The sequence below is a fragment of the Janthinobacterium sp. 78 genome (assembly GCF_003096775.1).
GTDB lineage: Bacteria > Pseudomonadota > Gammaproteobacteria > Burkholderiales > Burkholderiaceae_D > Janthinobacterium > Janthinobacterium tructae.
In genome coordinates, this window is sequence record NZ_QENT01000001.1 from 3,157,353 (window position 1) to 3,173,497 (window position 16,145).

At 61.6% G+C, this 16,145-nt stretch carries 10 protein-coding genes; 8 read left to right on the forward strand and 2 right to left on the reverse strand.

Annotation, left to right across the window (positions count from 1 at the left end; translation table 11 throughout):
* The first annotated feature begins 261 nt into the window (after positions 1–261).
* Together C8C92_RS13925 and C8C92_RS27230 are read left to right on the forward strand one after the other, a co-directional pair.
* Positions 262–2,712, forward strand: a complete 2,451-nt coding sequence (locus C8C92_RS13925; protein ID WP_116744266.1) for a membrane-bound PQQ-dependent dehydrogenase, glucose/quinate/shikimate family — start codon at positions 262–264, stop codon at positions 2,710–2,712.
* Between the two features lie 447 nt (positions 2,713–3,159).
* Positions 3,160–3,354 carry a hypothetical protein gene (locus C8C92_RS27230; RefSeq protein ID WP_133250748.1) on the forward strand — a complete coding sequence of 65 codons (195 nt, stop codon included), beginning with the start codon at positions 3,160–3,162 and terminating at the stop codon, positions 3,352–3,354.
* 450 nt (positions 3,355–3,804) lie between these two features.
* Here C8C92_RS27230 and C8C92_RS13930 read toward each other — a convergent pair whose 3' ends face one another.
* A complete protein-coding gene (locus tag C8C92_RS13930; RefSeq protein WP_243420208.1) occupies positions 3,805–7,272 on the reverse strand; it encodes a DUF748 domain-containing protein in 3,468 nt (1,155 codons plus the stop codon).
* 245 nt (positions 7,273–7,517) lie between these two features.
* On the opposite strand from C8C92_RS13930, the gene C8C92_RS13935 reads away from it, so the two are divergent.
* From C8C92_RS13935 to C8C92_RS13945, 3 genes are all read left to right on the forward strand, one after another.
* Entirely contained in the window at positions 7,518–9,662 is a 2,145-nt protein-coding gene (locus C8C92_RS13935; protein ID WP_116744268.1) for a TonB-dependent siderophore receptor, read from the forward strand.
* Positions 9,663–9,713: 51 nt separating this feature from the next.
* Positions 9,714–10,109, forward strand: a complete 396-nt coding sequence (locus tag C8C92_RS13940) for a DUF2946 domain-containing protein (RefSeq protein WP_116744269.1) — start codon at positions 9,714–9,716, stop codon at positions 10,107–10,109.
* Positions 10,110–10,188: 79 nt separating this feature from the next.
* The gene (locus tag C8C92_RS13945; RefSeq protein WP_116744270.1) at positions 10,189–12,267 is read left to right on the forward strand and encodes a TonB-dependent receptor; all 2,079 of its coding nucleotides are present in this window, start codon (positions 10,189–10,191) and stop codon (positions 12,265–12,267) included.
* 298 nt (positions 12,268–12,565) lie between these two features.
* Here C8C92_RS13945 and C8C92_RS13950 read toward each other — a convergent pair whose 3' ends face one another.
* Positions 12,566–12,754, reverse strand: a complete 189-nt coding sequence (locus C8C92_RS13950) for a hypothetical protein (protein WP_133250749.1) — start codon at positions 12,752–12,754, stop codon at positions 12,566–12,568.
* A 262-nt stretch (positions 12,755–13,016) separates the two neighbouring features.
* On the opposite strand from C8C92_RS13950, the gene C8C92_RS13955 reads away from it, so the two are divergent.
* From C8C92_RS13955 to dsdC, 3 genes are all read left to right on the forward strand, one after another.
* A complete protein-coding gene (locus tag C8C92_RS13955; RefSeq protein ID WP_099763973.1) occupies positions 13,017–13,754 on the forward strand; it encodes an NYN domain-containing protein in 738 nt (245 codons plus the stop codon).
* Between the two features lie 117 nt (positions 13,755–13,871).
* Positions 13,872–15,191, forward strand: a complete 1,320-nt coding sequence (locus C8C92_RS13960; protein ID WP_116744271.1) for a D-serine ammonia-lyase — start codon at positions 13,872–13,874, stop codon at positions 15,189–15,191.
* Entirely contained in the window at positions 15,191–16,111 is a 921-nt protein-coding gene (gene dsdC / locus C8C92_RS13965) for a DNA-binding transcriptional regulator DsdC (RefSeq protein ID WP_116744272.1), read from the forward strand. Before C8C92_RS13960 ends, dsdC begins: the two co-directional genes overlap by 1 nt.
* The last annotated feature ends 34 nt before the right edge of the window (positions 16,112–16,145 follow it).

Genomic DNA, 16,145 nt, shown 5'->3' on the forward strand with positions numbered 1-16,145 from the left:
GTTTGTGATTTTCATTTTACGATATAAATTTGATTTATTCGAGATATTTGTTATTTATTTGATTTATTTTGTATTTTTTTTGAAATCACAGAGGAAAGGCGTGCTGGCGGGGATGGCCTGTGATGAAAAGCAACACTGCGCGAATAGCGCGTTCTCGCGTGTGCCATGCTTGGCCAATTAGTGAAAAAATGGCACTCCTTGATCGCCATCAACTGCGGTGTGGAATCGCCTGCCGCCGACTGACTCTTGTAAAGGAGCATCATGACTGCCTCTGCCCGGCCTGGACCCTTGCTTATCCTCACTGCCGTCATCTTCATCTTGCCGGGCCTGGCGCTTGCGGGCGGTGGCGCCTGGCTCGTCAGCCTTGGCGGCTCCTGGTATTACGTCGTGGCCGGCATCGGCATGCTCATCACGGGTGTGCTGGTGTGGAAGGGACGGCGCAGCGCCCAGTTGTTTCTCGCGCTGCTGCTGTTCGCCACCCTGATCTGGTCCGTCATCGAAGTGAAGTTCGACTGGTGGCAATTGCTGCCGCGCCTCGATATCTGGTTTGCCGCCGCCGTCTGGCTGCTGCTGCCGTTCGTCGACCGCCGGCTCGCTCCGTCGGTGAGCGCCGGAGCGAAACCGCGTGACGCGGGCAAGAGCGCGCTGGCCGCCGCCGTGGTGGTCACCGCCGCCGTGGGCGTGTTCTCGCTGTTCCAGGACTACACCACCTTGCACGGCGAAGTGCCGGCCGAGAACATGGCGGCCGCGCCGCAAGGCGATATCGCACCGGGCGTGGCGCCCAACGACTGGGCCGCGTATGGCCGCTCCGGCTATGGCGACCGTTACGCGCCGGCCGCGCAGATCACGCCGGCCAACGCTGCGCAGCTGAAACAGGCTTGGGTGTACCACACGGGCGACTTCAAGGGCCCGAACGACCCGCACGAGATCGCCAACGAAGTCACGCCCCTGAAGGTGAACGGCATGCTGTACCTGTGCACGCCGCACAGCATCGTCATCGCGCTGGACCCGGACACGGGCAAGGAGCTGTGGCGCCACGATCCGAAGATCAACCGCGATGCGTCCAGCTACCAGCACATGATTTGCCGTGGCGTGGCGTACTGGGACGTCAATGCGGGCCGCGCCAAGGACGACCCGGCGCCCGAGGCGGCCGGCATGGAGTGCCCGCGCCGCATCTTCGCGCCCACCATGGATGCCACCCTGATCGCCATCAATGCCGATACGGGCGCAGCGTGCAAAAGCTTCGGCGACAATGGCGTGATCGGCCTGTACCACGGCATGGGCATGAAGAAGCGGGGCTTTCTGATGCCCACCTCGCCGCCGGCCGTGGCGCAAAACGTGGTGGTGATGGCCGCCAGCGTCACCGATAATTTTTCCACGGAAGAACCGTCGGGCGTGATCCGCGGCTACGATCCCGTCACTGGCAAACTGATGTGGAACTGGGATGCCTCGAACCCGGACGACACGGCGCCGATTGCCGAGGGAAAAACCTACACCAACAATTCACCGAATTCCTGGGGCGTGTCCAGCGTGGATGAAAAACTGGGCATGGTGTACATCCCGATGGGCAACGAAACGCCCGATACCTGGGGCGGCAACCGCAATCCCCATGGCGAGAAATACAATAGCGCCATCGTCGCGCTTGATCTTGTCACCGGGAAAGTACGCTGGGTGTACCAGACCGTGCACCACGATATCTGGGACATGGATATCGGCGGCCAGCCCACCCTGGTCGACATCGACACGCCGAAAGGTAAAGTTCCATCGGTCGTGGCCACCACCAAGCGGGGCGACATCTATGTGATCGACCGGCGCGATGGCAGCCTGGTCGTGCCGGCGCCGGAAAAACCCGTGCCGACGGCCAACGCCGCGCCTGGCGACAAGCTGTCGCCCACGCAACCGTTCTCGGCCCTCACTTTCCTGCCTGAAAAACATATCAGCGAAACGGATATGTGGGGCACGACGCCATTCGACCAGCTCGCCTGCCGCATCATCTTCCGCCAGCACCGCTACGAAGGGCCGTTTACGCCGCAAACGGTGGCCGAAGGCAAGATCAAGGGCGCCATCATCTCGCCGGGCCCGCTGGGCATCTTCGAATGGGGCGGGGCGGCCGTCGATCCCGTGCGTCAGTTGCTGCTGGTGAATCCCGACTACATGGGCTTCCTGGAACGCCTGGTACCGCGCGCGCAAGCCAATGCGAAAGGTGGCACGGGATCGGAAATGGGTTTGCAACCGCAAACGGGCGTGCCGTTTGCCGTGGAAATCAAGCCTTTTCTTTCTCCGCTGGGCTTCCCCTGCCAGGCGCCGCCCTGGGGCTATATCGCCGCCGTCGACTTGCGTACCATGAAAAAAGTGTGGATGCACAAGAACGGCACTACGCGCGACAGCGCCCCCGTTCCCATCGCCTTGCCGCTGGGCGTACCCAGCCTGGGCGGCATCAGCACCACGGGCGGCGGCGTGGCCTTCCTCAGCAGCACGCTCGACTACACCATCCGCGGCTACGACGTGCGCAACGGCAAGACCGTGTGGAAAGCTCGCCTGCCGGCCGGCGGCCAGGCCACGCCGATGAGTTACATCTCCGACAAGACGGGCAAGCAGTATGTGGTGGTGATGGCCGGCGGCCACGGTTCGCTGGGCACGAAGATGGGCGATAGCCTGGTGGCGTTTGCCTTGCCGCATGAGGCGGTGAGGGAGCCGGGGAAAGCGAAGTAAGTCAATCTGGTGCGGCACAGTCCTCACATCGGACGGCCTTTCAAGCGCAAAAGATGGCCGCAGGCACTATCAACATATCGTCACCTGCATGAATGCGGTGGGTGAAAAGTTAAAAACCGAAGATATAAATCATTCATGGCGAAGATATTGGCCATTGTTGCTGTGATTTTAAATCGATAAGGCCTTGATACTATTTGTTTTTTTCTGAATTGGCTTGACAGTGCGCGCAATTGTGATAAATTTAACTGCCTGGCAATTTATATGCAAGGCAGACCGTCACTCTTGATGTGAATGGTGTTATTAGTATTTTTGGATGAAGTGCCCAAGTAATTTTTACCGAAAGATTGCTGGCGCTATTTTTGTAACGACATGCCTGGCAATATCTGGCTGTCTCTTACGTCAGAGACCATAATAAATATGGTTATTTATAAAATTTCAGGAGCAACAATGATTGAATTGAATTTCGAGCAATTGGATTTGGTTTCAGGCGGATGTGAAAATAGTGCATTGACCAGTTGCGGCGGTGGCGATTGGTTACCGTATTCCGGGCAGCAACCACTCCGGTCTGGTGGAGGACGTTCTGTCCTCATGCAAGACGACGGTTCCAATGGTGATGTGCCGCGGCCAACTTTCATTCCCTGATTTTACCCGTTACCCAAGTTAAGATATATCAGCAATTTTTCTGATTCATTGCCTGGTACGGCTTCAACTTGGGTTTCGTGGTTTTGATAGATTTTCACGACCGCGATAGGATCGACCAGAAGTTAAGTCGGCTATTGCCGTCAGCAGCTTGCCGAGTTTTCTGCCGATCCTTACACCAAGCAAAAGAGTGGGAATCAAGGAACTGGCACTTGCACAATTCGTGGAGGTTGTGGCCGCGGAGAACATTAGCTCAGGCATTGGCAAGAACAGGCCGAACAGGATCTGATCGGCTAGCGTAGCGCACTTGAAATGGCTGGCCCGCAGATCGAAATGCACTGCCGAGGCGCCACCGGAGATCAGCCGCAATTCACACCAGCGCGTCGCAGTTTCGTTCGCGTCACCCTGGTGTCACTCTGCATAGGGCGCCGTGTGATGGTACCAGCCCTTTCCTTATTTCGCTGCCAATCCCAGCTTCAAGCCCACCAGCTTGCCCGGAGCGGCCTCGGTTTTTTCCGGCGCACCCGCGCTGACCCTGGCCGCCGGCGTGCCGTCCTGCTGCAGGGCCGCCAGGATGGCAGCGCTGCGCTGGGCGCCCAGTTTATTCAAGGCATCGGCAGGCAGGGGTTGTTTGGCTTCCAGCTGCTCGCGCAAACCGTTATAGAAGGCGCCCGTGTCGGCCACTTGCGGTTCGCCTTCGATCAGCTTGCCCAGGCGCTGCAGGACGGGGATTTTTGCCGCAGCCGCAGTGGAGGCGCTGGCCGAGACCGACGCTGCTGTGGCTGGTACGGCCGACTCCGCCGCCTTTTTCTGCTTGTCCAGTTCGGCCTTGCCGAAGCGTTCGCCGTACAGCTCGCGCAGGGCGCCCCGTATCTTGCGTTCGCCCAGGTTCAATGGTCCCGGTTCTTCGCCCGCTTCGAGCTTGATGCCAGCCTTGGCGGCAACGGCGCGGCGCACGGCCAGGGCACGCAGGGCGGCCGCGTCCGTGTCGCTGTACTGGCCCGGCACGGCCAGCTTCAGCTGTTCGCGCTTGGCGAGGATTTGCGCCACCTGCTTGAGCTTTTCCCGCTCGGGCGGCAGCAGTACGGCGCTGCCCGGGTCAAAATCGATGGATTCGAGCTTGTCGGCGCTGATGCCCAGCAAGTTGCCCAGCGCGCGGAACGGCGCCGTGACGATTTTTGTCAGCACATTGCCCACGGCTTTCCAGATCAGGGCGCCATAGCTGAATTGCGGGTCGTTCATGTCGCCCGACACGGGCAAACCGAGGTCGATGCGCCCGTCGCTATCCTTGAGGATGGCCAGCGCCAGTTCCAAAGGCAGTTTCAAGGCGTCCGGACTGTCGATGCGCTCGCCCAGAGTCAGTTTGTCGAGCACGACCTGGTTGGTGCCGTCGAGCTGGCGGTTGCGCACCTTGTATTGCAAGTCCAGCGAAATCTTGCCTTCAGCCACCTTGTAGCCGGCGAACTTCATCGTGTACGGCGAGGCGGAGACCATGTCGACGTTCTTGAAGACCACGTTCAAGTCCGTGTTGTCGGTCGGCGCGAACGGATTTAGTTGACCACGCACGCGGGCCAGGCCGAATTCATCGATGCGGCCGTCCAGTTCGATCTGGCTGCGTGCATCGCGCTTGGTCGACAGACCCGTGATGACGCCATTGAGTTCATAAATCTTGGCGGCGAACTGGGGCCGCAAGCTCAGGTCGGCAAAGTCCAGCTTGGCGTTTTGCAGGCGCACGCGGCGCACGCGCACGGGGAAGGCGGCGTCGGCTGCTGTTGGCGTCGCCGTGGTCGCTGGCGCCGCAACTGGCTCCGGCGCCTTCACCAGCAAACGCTGGGCATTGAGGCTGCGGTCGTTTTCGATGATCAGCTGGGCGTTCGGTTCCACCACGCGCAGTTCGGGGATGTCGACAAAATCGGGGCCCACGCTGGCCGTCAGCTTGTCGGCGCGCACGCTTTTCCACGAGGCAAAACGCTTGCCATCCGTTTCATTGAGCACCAGGCCGGCGATATCCACGCCGCCCTCATAACGGACCTTGGGCGCTTTCGGCGCGCCGCCGCCCGTCGTCAGGCGGCCGCTGCCGGAGAGGGTGCCGCCTGCCAGCTTCAGTTTTACATGCTGCGCCAGCAACGGTTGCACGGGCGCCAGGGTCAGTCGTTGCAGATTCAGCTGCGCATCGACGGCGCCCGTGCCCGGCACGAACTTGCCATTGGCGGTGAGCAAGCCGCCTTCGCGCAAGCCCACGCCCAGTTCGAACGGCAGCGCCTGTTTCATGTCGTTGCTGACGTTGTGCAAGGAGAGCCGCGCATCCTGCAGCATGCCCTTGATGCCAGTACCCGCATCATCGAAACGGGCGCCGAACTTGCTCAGTTCTACCTTGTCTACCTTGGTGGACCAGGGCGCGGACGGCGTTTCCTTGCCTGCGTTGGCTTTGCCGGAGGCAAACACGGGTAGCTGTTGCGCAATCGCAAACTCGCCCTGGCGGTTGCGCGCCAGGTCGATCTGCGCGCCGCTGGCCGTCACGGCGCCCAGGTGCACGGTATGCGCGGCCAGGTCGATATTGCCATCCGTAAAACCCAATTGGGCCAGTTTGAACGGCGTTTGCGCGCCCCGCTGCATGGTAAGGTCGGCCAGCGCAAAACTGGCGCCATCGACAATGATGCTGTTTCCCGCCTGCCCCTGTTGCAAGCCCAGTTGCAGCTGCAGTTGCAACTGTTTCGCGCTCAATTGCAGGGCAGGCGAGACGGTTTCATCGATGACGGAGACGTCCACGTTGGCCAGGGCCACTTGCTTCAAGTCCACTTTCCACTTGCCCGGCTTGGCTGGCGCGGCGGAGGCTGCCGGTGCCGGGTTGCCAGGCAGCATCAGGTTCGCCACGTCGATCTCGCCCTTGGCATTGCGGCGCACGGCCACCTTGCCGCCGTACAGATTGATTTTATCCACGGTGACGCTTTGGCGCGCCAGGTCGGCGTTCACGCCGGCGATGCCCAGGGTGCTCAGCGAGGTAAACGGCGCGCCCTTGCCACTTTGCACCAGCGCCAGGTCGCGCAAGGCCAGGCCCGCACCTTTGACGGTCGCTTGCAGCGTGCCGTCGGCATAGGAAAAGGCGTAGGGCAGGCGCGCCGACAACTTGCCGCTCGTCACCGTGGCGCGCGTATAGGCTTTCAAATACGCGGCCAGACCGGGCAGGGAGGCGTCGTTCAGTATCAGTTCGCCTTCGCCGCGGATGGGGCTGAGCGAGGCCGTGCCGCGCCAGTGCAGCTTGCCGCCGCGCGCCGCATCGGCGCTGAGGCTGTAGCTGCCGTTGGCGTCGGGCAGGGTGGAAATATTGTCGAGCGTAAAGTTGATTGGCGTGAAGTTGTCCGCGTAGCCCGCCTTCTGGTCATGCCAGTCCACTTTGCCGTGTTCCAGCGCAAGATGGCCGATGACGAGGCGCGGCATGCCGCCTTCGCTTTTTTCAGGATGGTTGCGTTGCCAGGTGGCCAGCACTTCAGCCAGGTTGAACTTGCCATCCGGCGTGATCGTCAGCTGGGCTTGCGGCGCCGTGATGCGGATTTCCGCCAGGCTCCAGGCGCGGCGCACGATGGATTTCCATTCCAGCTGTACGGCCAGGGCGCCGATGGACAGCAGCGGCGCGCCGCTCGTGCCGCTCGTGCCATCCGCGCTGGCCGCTTCGGTAAAGGCGATCTGGTCCGCTTCCAGGCGCAAGGTAAACGGGTTGAAGCGCACGTCGGCGATGCTGGCCTGGCGCGCGAGTTCTTTTTCTGCAAATTTGGGTAGCTGATTTTTGATGACGTAGGGCACCAGCCAGAAGCCGGCCGCGCTGTAGGCGGCCAGGGCGCAGCCTGTGCCAACGGCCCAGCGCTGCCAGCGTTTCCAGCGAAATGTTTTCGTCTGCACGCTTTTGTTGTCGATTGTGTTCACGAACTTACCTTTTGATCTTGTTAGGCGGCACATCTTGCACGCCGTGACTGTCAGTATGCCTCTTTGCGGCCTCGTCTGCAAAATCCAAACGTGTTCAAGTGATAACAGGCGCCAGAGGCGGCTTGTTTCTTCTGTAAAACTCACACAAACTCACTCTTTCTTGATAATGATTCTCATTACCGGTATCATGGCGGCTAACCGTTAGTTTCCATTTGTATATATTTTTTCATTGAAAGCCCGATGTCATGCCTGTCGTCTCTCCCCGCACCCGCTTGCTTCCCGTCGCCGCCGCCCTGTCGCTGGCCTTCGCTTCCCACGCGGCCGGCGCCGTCAATGGGGGCAGTGGCCAGGACGACTTGACGGCTGGCGATGAGAAAGTCATGCAAGCCGTGCAGGTGACGGGCGCCCGCGCCCAAGGCCTGGTGCCGCTCACCACGGAGGCGGGCAGTTTCCGTGGTGCCAGCATCATGGACGTGCCATCGACCGTCAACGTGATCACGCGCGCATTGCTGGAACAGCAAGCCGTCTCGGGCCTGTACGACGCCGTGCGCAATACGGCGGGCGTGACGCGCCAGCAAAACGGCGGCGAAACGTGGGATCAATTGGTGATACGCGGCATCGCCGTGGAAAATCGCACGAATTACCGCCTCAACGGTTCCATGCCCATCATGAACTTCTCGCAAGTGCCCATGGAAAACAAGGAGCGCGTGGAAGTGCTGAAGGGCGCCTCGGCCCTGTACTACGGCTTTACCTCGCCGGCCGGCGTCGTCAACTTCGTCACCAAGCGGGCGGGTAGCCAGCCCGTCACCAGCATGGGCCTGAGTCTCGACGACCGTGGCAGTGCCATGGCGAATGTCGACGTGGGCCGTCGTTTTGGCGCGCAGCAGGAGTTCGGCGTGCGCGTGAACGCGGCCGGCGGCACCCTGGGCTCCTGGCTGGACCATGTCGGCAACGGCAACCGCCGCTTCATTTCCACGGCGCTGGACTGGCGCGTGAGCAATAAACTGCTGCTGAAGGCAGATCTCGAATACGAGCGCCGCAAGGTGACGGAGCAGGCGGGCGTGGCCTTGCCCACGGCCGTGAAAGGCGTGATCAGCCTGCCGCGCGCCGTCGATCCGCGCCAGTTGATCGGCCCCGACTGGTCGGCTTTCGAAGCGCAAACGAAAAACGCGCAATTGCGCGCCGACTATGCCATCACGGATGGCTGGGCCCTGACGGTGGAGGCGGGCCACTCGGAAACGGCGCGCGACCGCCGCCTGGCAATCTTCCGCCTGAATAATGCGGCAGCACTGGCCACGGGCGCAGGCCGTATCACGGGCAATATCCAGCACAGCGTGACGGCGTCGGACTTGTTGCGCTTTGAACTGGCCGGCAATTTCCATACGGGTTTTATTGCCCACGAGCTGACCCTGGGCGCTTCGCGCACGGACAAGTCGCAAGATCCTATTTACCAGATTAATTACACGATTGCGTCGCAAAACCTGTACAACCCCGTGCCAGTGACGAGTGTCGTGTTCGGTCCCAAGCCGGCTTCGCCCACGACGGCCGCGCTCGACACCCGTGACACGGGCTTGTACGCGCTTGACCGCATGGTCTTCAGCCCGCAATGGCAAAGCGTCATCGGCGTACGCCGCAGCAGCTATCAAAGCGACCAGGGCGCCAGCCACTATGACGTCAGCAAGACGACGCCGATGGCGTCAGTGATCTACAAGGCCACGCCCCAGTTGTCGTTTTACGCGTCCACGGCGCGCGGGCTGGAAGAGGGTGAGACGGGCCCGACGGGCACCGTCAACCAGGGCGTCAAGATGGCACCTGGCGTGAGCCAACAGCAAGAGCTGGGTGCGCGCTGGCTGACGCCGGGCGGCAGCCTGGTCTCCGCCGCCTTGTTCGACATCACGCGCCCCGGCTATTACACGAATGCCAGCAATGTGTTCACGTCGGACGGTGAACAGCGCTACCGTGGTCTGGAACTGTCGACGCAAGGCAAGCTGACGCGCCAGTTGTCGTGGCAGACGTCGGCGCAGTTGCTCGCCCCCGAGTTTGCCCATATCAACGCCGACTACAATGGCAAGGCGCCGGAAAACGCGTCGAAGCGCACGGCCAGCGCCTTTCTCGCCTATGCCTTCGATGGCGTTTCGGGCTTGTCCGTCAACGGCGGCGCGTATTACTACAGCGCCCGTCCCGTGAACGACCTGAACCAGGCTTTCCTCGGCGGGGTGACACTTTTCAGCGCGGGCGCCCGCTATGCCAGCACGGTAATGAACAAGGCCGTCGTGTGGCAGCTGAACGTGGAAAACCTTGCCGACAAGCGTTACTGGGCCGGCGCCGGTACGCGTTTGGCATCCGGTGCCCCGCGCGCCATCAAGCTGTCGATGAAGCTGGATCTGTAAGGCTTGACTTGCGCGCTGTCCACGGGTGATCGGCGCTGATACAATGTTGCCATGTTCATCAGCAAAAGCAAGGCCGGCATCGTCCTGTGGATCGCGTGTATCGCCATCTTCCTGGCCACGCTCGCCCCTACGGTGTCGCGCGCGCTGACGGTCGCCAGCGGCCTGGCCGTGCCCAGCCTGGAAATCTGTTCGGTGGCGGGCGGCATGAATATGCTGCCGGCAACACTCTCCACGGACACGCCCGATACTTCCAAGGGCAGCATGCGCATGGGCGATTGCCCGTGCTGCAGCATGCATGCTGACACCTTGTCGGTGCCGCCTACCTCCCTCGTGCTCGCTTCCGGCGAACTGATCACGGGCTTGCTGCCCGAGCTGTTCTACCAATCCGCCGCGCCGCTGTTCGCCTGGACGCCCGTCCAGCCCCGTGGGCCGCCCGCCGCTTTCTGATCTGTCCTTTCCCTGAACTGCCTTGCGCCGCGCGCTTGCGTCCGTTCGTCTTACCTCTACAGAATCTGAAAGCAGCACCATGAAACATTTACCGTTATTGATTTCCCTCGCCATCGCCATGCCCGCCGTGGCCCAATCGCGCACTGAAGATGTTTTGCCCGAGATGAAAGTCATCGTCACGGGCCTGAAGGAAGGCTACCGTCCCGCCGCCGACACGGCCCTGATGCTCAGCAGCACGCCCGGCTACAGCGTGGCGGCCGGCGGCGGAGTATCCGGCTTGCCTGTGGTGAATGGCTTTGCCGATGACCGCATCAAGATTCGCATCGACGGCATGGAATTGACCTCCGCCTGCGCCAATCATATGAATGCGCCGCTGTCCTACATCGATCCGCAACAAGTGCAGCGCATCCGCCTGATCGCGGGCGTGACGCCCGTCAGCGCGGGTGGCGACAGCATCGCCGGCACCATCGAAGTGCAATCGAACGCGCCCGTGTTCGCCCAGCCTGGCGCGGCGCTGCTGACACAAGGCAGCTTTGCCGTCTCGGGACGCAGCGTCAACAACAGCGTGGCGACCAGCGTGAACGCGTCGGTCGCCAGCGACAGCTTGAGCATCGGCTACAGCGGGGCCTATACGCGCGGCCACAGCTATGACGATGGTCACGGCAACAAGGTGCTGGCCAGCATGTATGAAAGCATCAACCAGTCCATCGTGCTGGCGGCGAAAGGCCAGGGACAGCAACTGACCCTGCGCGCCGGCGTGCAGCACATTCCGTACCAGGGTTTTCCGAACCAGTACATGGACATGACGGACAACCACGGCCAGTTCGCCAATCTCGCTTATAAAGGCGAGTTCGGCTGGGGCGTGCTGGATGCGCGCGCCTACTGGCAACAGACGGACCATGAAATGGGCTTTTTCTCGCCCGAGCGCACGGGCACGATGCCGATGATTACGCATGGACGCAACACGGGCTATGCGCTGATGGCCAGCCTGCCGATGGCTGCGGGCGAGTTGCGCCTGGGCCAGGAGTGGCACGGTTTCCGCCTCGACGACTATTGGCCTGCCGTGCCCGGTTCCATGATGATGGGGCCGCGCACCTATTTGAACATCAACGATGGCAAGCGCGACCGCACCGTGCTGTTCGGCGAGCTGGAAACGCGGCACGATGCGCGCTGGACGAGCGTGCTGGGCGTGCGCGGCGAATCCGTGCGCATGGATGCGGGCGATGTGCAATCGTACGGCACCAACATGATGAACATGCCGGACGTGATGGCCGCCAGGGCCTTCAATGCGCGCAGCCGCAGCCAGCGCGACACGAATATCGATGCCTCGGCGCAAACCACCTTCACGCCGGACACGGCCAGCAGCTACGAATTCGCGCTGGCGCGCAAGGTGCGTTCGCCGAATCTGTACGAGCGCTACTCGTGGGGCCGCGGCTCGATGGCCATGACCATGACCAACTGGTTTGGCGATGGTAACGGCTATGTGGGCGATATCAACCTCAAGCCCGAAACGGCTTACACGGCCGCGCTCACGGCCGACTGGCATGGCGGCGGCGAGGAGGGCTGGTTCCTGCGCGTCAACCCCTACTACAGCAAGGTCGACAATTACATCGACGTCGACGTGCTGGCGTCTTTCCACCCGTACATGAAAATGGGCGCGAATGGCAACTTGCTGCGCTTTGCCAACCACGACGCCAAGCTGTATGGCGTGAATCTGGCATGGCAGCTGCCGCTGGCGCGCAGCAGCCAATGGGGCAGCTTGATCGCCAGTGGCAATGCGGCTTACACGCGGGGCAAGCGCAGCGATGGCGGCGACCTGTACCGCATGATGCCGTTCAACGCCTTGCTGGCCGTCGAGCACAAGTTGGGCGCCTGGAGCAGCCGCATCGAAACCAAGATCGTTGCGCGCAAGGACAAGGTCGATGCGCGCCGCTTCGAACCGGAAACGGGCGGCTACGCGCTCGTCAACCTGCGTAGCAGCGTGGCATTGAGCAAGATGGCCAGCCTGAGCGCGGGCGTGAGCAACGTGTTCAACCGCGCGTATGCGGACCCGCTCGGTGGCGTGTATTTGTCGGGGCTGAAAGCGAATGGCGGGGCGCTGCAAGCCTTGCCGGCCGAGGGCAGGTCGATTGATCTGGGGCTGCAGCTGAAGTTCTAAGGCTGGCAATTGGTGTTGGCGCCTTCCTGCTGCCGCTGCGGGAAGGCGCCCGCCGGTATCGCCGCAGCAGCGAGCGCCATGTTTGTGACAATGTGTGCATGTTTCTTTTCGATCATTTGGTATTCTCGATGGCATCCTGGCTCCGGCATTTTTTGCACAGGCCTACGTCGGGTAGTCCTCTTTCCGATGGCATCGACAGATCGCTGGTATTGGCAAATGAACGGCTGGAAAATCTGGAGCGCGGGTGTGCCCGGCGTCGACTATTCAGCGCCTCCCCAGGTAATCCGGCACAAAGCCATCAATTTCCGCCTCCGCTCTTTTTTCGCCGTGACCCCGTCAGCACGCGCAGCGCGGTGGCAATCGGCACCTCGTTCCTGGCAAGGTAGGCGGCGGCCGTGGCGGTATCGAGCATTTCCTGGAAGATAATGCCGACCTCGACCTTTTGGGCCGTCAAATCGTCCTGCCTTGCGCAGTCGATGATGTCCATATTCGTAGCAGTGACTTTGTCATTCTTGGAGCGCATTTTTGCCTCGCTAGAAAAGAGAAAAAATGTCTCCTTTTATTTGCCTTTAAGATAACTTATTTTTGTGATGTTGTGGAAATTTTTCTTTACTCGATAGTGCATTCAGGAATTGAATTTAGCTATCGTCAGGGATAGGGCTGCCGGTTCTGGTATTGCCTGACGGAACATTTGGCGGCATAGTGGGAACTGCAATCAAACGGCGCTTAGCTGATGAGGTCCAAATATTATGACAAGTAATGCCAAACTGGCCGTCTTGATCGATGCGGATAATGCCCAGGCGTCGATCATCAAGGAATTGCTGACGGAGGTATCCACCTTTGGTACCGCATCGGTGAAGCGTGCCTATGGAGACTGGACTACGCCCAATTTGAAAGGCTGGAAAGAAATCCTGCATTTGATGGCCATTCAGCCGATCCAGCAATTCAGCTATACGACGGGTAAAAATTCGACGGATTCATCGTTGATCATCGACGCCATGGATTTGCTGCACTCAGAAAAGCTGGACGGCTTTTGTCTGGTATCGTCCGACAGTGATTTCACGCGCCTTGCAACACGGATTCGCGAATCAGGACTGGCCGTGTATGGTTTTGGTGAAAGAAAGACGCCGCCAGCTTTCGTCGCCGCCTGCGACAAGTTTGTGTATACGGAGATTTTGCGGCCGGTAGCACCTCTTCCTTTGGCAGAAAAGCAGCAAAAACCGTTACAGGCGCTGGCGCCTGTCTCCCTCGATGCAGATACGCGGGAAGTGCTGCGCAAGGCCATCATCGCCGCAGCGCGTGATGATGGTTTTGCCTCCTTGAGTGGCGTCGGCAGTCTGATCTTGAAGAACAATCCAGCCTTCGACCCGCGCCACTACGGCTGCCAGAAATTGAGTGAACTGGTGCGTCGCCTTCCTTTCGTTGAAGTCAAAGAAGTTCAAAGCGAAAAGAATCCCGCCATGCATCTGTACATTAAATTGAAATAGGGGAGCAGCGGGTCATCATGACAGATGATTTCCCGTCATCCATTGCCTGATCAACCATCCTTTGCCAGCGGCGCCCGGATGCGGTCTAATCATGGCTTGTTCCTTGACGAGGTTGCCATGCTACCCACTCCCGCCATCGCCGCGCTGTGCGAAAAATTTCCCCTGATTACAGAATTGATGGCCTTGCAGCCCTTGAGCTGGTTCAATCCCCGCATCGCGCCAGCGGCCGAGGCCTTGAAGGACGTGGGCTTGACGGCAGACGACGTGGCGCAGGCCAGCGCGCGCCTGGCCCGCTTCGCGCCCTATCTGGCCAGGGCGTTTCCGGAAACGCAGGCCAGCGGCGGCGTCATCGAGTCGCCCGTCGTGCCGCTGCCGGCCATGCAGGCAACGTTGGGCATGACGAGCGGTCAGCTGTGGCTCAAGCAGGATAGCCATCTGCCCATTTCCGGCTCGATCAAGGCGCGTGGCGGCATCTATGAAGTGCTGAAACATGCGGAAATGCTGGCGCTGGACGCCGGCTTGCTGAAGCAGGGCGACGATTACAGCCTGCTGGCCAGCGACGCCGTGCGCGCCTTCTTTGGCCAGTATGCGATCGCCGTCGGCTCCACGGGCAATCTGGGCTTGTCGATCGGCATCATGAGTGCGCGCCTGGGCTTTCGCGCCACCGTGCACATGTCGGCCGACGCGCGGCAATGGAAGAAGGATACATTGCGCAGCCACGGCGTCACCGTCGTCGAGTACGCGACCGACTACAGCGTGGCCGTGGAAGCGGGGCGCAGGCAGGCGGAGAATGATCCGACTTGCCACTTCGTCGACGATGAAAACTCGCACGATCTGTTTCTCGGCTACGCGGTGGCGGGCCAGCGCCTGCAAGCCCAGTTTGACGCTGCCGGCGTCGCGGTCGATGCGCAGCACCCGCTGTTCGTCTACCTGCCGTGCGGCGTCGGCGGCGGCCCCGGCGGCGTGGCCTTCGGCTTGAAGCTGGCCTTTGGCGATGCCGTCCACTGCGTCTTCGTCGAGCCGACGCATTCGCCATGCATGCTGCTGGGCGTGCACACGGGCTTGCACGAGGGTATCAGCGTGCAAGAAATCGGCATCGATAACCTCACGGCGGCCGATGGCCTTGCCGTGGGCCGCCCGTCCGGCTTTGTCGGACGCGCCATGCAGCGGCTGATCGACGGCTACGCCACCGTCACGGATGAAGAACTGTACCGCTTGCTGGCGACGCTGGAGCAAACGCAAGGCTTGCGCCTGGAACCGTCCGCCGTGGCCGGTTTTGCGGGCATCCAGCACGTGCTGGCCGCGCCGCAATATCAGCAGCACCTCGATACCACCACGCACCTGGTGTGGGGCACGGGCGGCAGCATGGTGCCGGAGCAAGAAATGGCCGCTTACGTGGCGCGTGGCCGCGCGCTGCTGGCGGCCGGAGCCGTTTGATGCCGGCCGGCGTGGCGCTCACAGGTACGCTGACGGCCAGCCAGTTCGCCAACCTGCATACGTTTCTCGTGGCGGCGCGCCATGCCAGTTTCGCGCTGGCCGCGCAGGAACTGGCGCTCACGCCCAGCGCCGTCAGCCACCGCATCGCGCGGCTGGAAAGCAGTCTGAACCTGCGCCTGTTCGAACGGCTGACGCGGCAAGTCAAACTGACGGCCGATGGCGAACGCATCTTCGCCGCCCTGCAAATTGGCTGGGATGGCTTGCAGGCGGCGCTGGCCGGCGGCGATGCACTCACTGGCAGCGTCAGCATGCATGCGCGCCCTTCGGTGGCCCAATGCTGGCTGGTGCCGCACCTGGCAAGCTTCGCTGCGCAATATCCGGATATGTCGATCGACTTGCGCGTGGGCAATGATAGCGTGGACTTTCGCGCCGGCCAGGTCGACCTGGCGCTGCACTATGGCGATGGCCACTTTCCCGGCCTGGCCTCGCGCAAGCTGATGGATGAGTGGCTGGCGCCCGTCTGCAGCCCGCAATATGCACGCGAGCACGGCTTGCAAGATGCGCCGCAACACCTGTCCGGCGCGACGGCACTGCACGACACCCTGGCCTGGCCCGCCTGCGCGCCCGATGCCGAATGGCGCTTGTGGCTGGACGGGCAGGCGCCCGAGGTGAACTTGCCCGCGCGCAGCCTGCGTTTCGACCGCGCCGACCTGTGCGCGCAGGCGGCCATCCACCACGCGGGCGTGGCCATGGGCCGGCGCCAGCTGGTGCAGCCGTGGTTAGATAGCGGCCAGCTGGTCTTGCCGTTCGGCGGGTTTGCCTTGGCCAGCCCGCAGGCGTATTACCTCGTGCATGCCGCCCGGCCACTGCCGGCGCGCGTGCAGGCGCTGCTGGAATGGCTGATGGGGCAGGCTATTTGATACACTGCGCCCCTTGTTCAAGAACGCGCACGAA

Coding starts and splice junctions, on each gene's coding strand:
- C8C92_RS13925 (WP_116744266.1), top strand. CDS start 262: ATGACTGCCTCTGCCCGGCCTGGACCCTTGCTTATCCTCACTGCCGTC.
- C8C92_RS27230 (WP_133250748.1), top strand. CDS start 3,160: ATGATTGAATTGAATTTCGAGCAATTGGATTTGGTTTCAGGCGGATGT.
- C8C92_RS13935 (WP_116744268.1), top strand. CDS start 7,518: ATGCCTGTCGTCTCTCCCCGCACCCGCTTGCTTCCCGTCGCCGCCGCC.
- C8C92_RS13940 (WP_116744269.1), top strand. CDS start 9,714: ATGTTCATCAGCAAAAGCAAGGCCGGCATCGTCCTGTGGATCGCGTGT.
- C8C92_RS13945 (WP_116744270.1), top strand. CDS start 10,189: ATGAAACATTTACCGTTATTGATTTCCCTCGCCATCGCCATGCCCGCC.
- C8C92_RS13950 (WP_133250749.1), bottom strand. CDS start 12,754: ATGGACATCATCGACTGCGCAAGGCAGGACGATTTGACGGCCCAAAAG.
- C8C92_RS13955 (WP_099763973.1), top strand. CDS start 13,017: ATGACAAGTAATGCCAAACTGGCCGTCTTGATCGATGCGGATAATGCC.
- C8C92_RS13960 (WP_116744271.1), top strand. CDS start 13,872: ATGCTACCCACTCCCGCCATCGCCGCGCTGTGCGAAAAATTTCCCCTG.
- dsdC (WP_116744272.1), top strand. CDS start 15,191: ATGCCGGCCGGCGTGGCGCTCACAGGTACGCTGACGGCCAGCCAGTTC.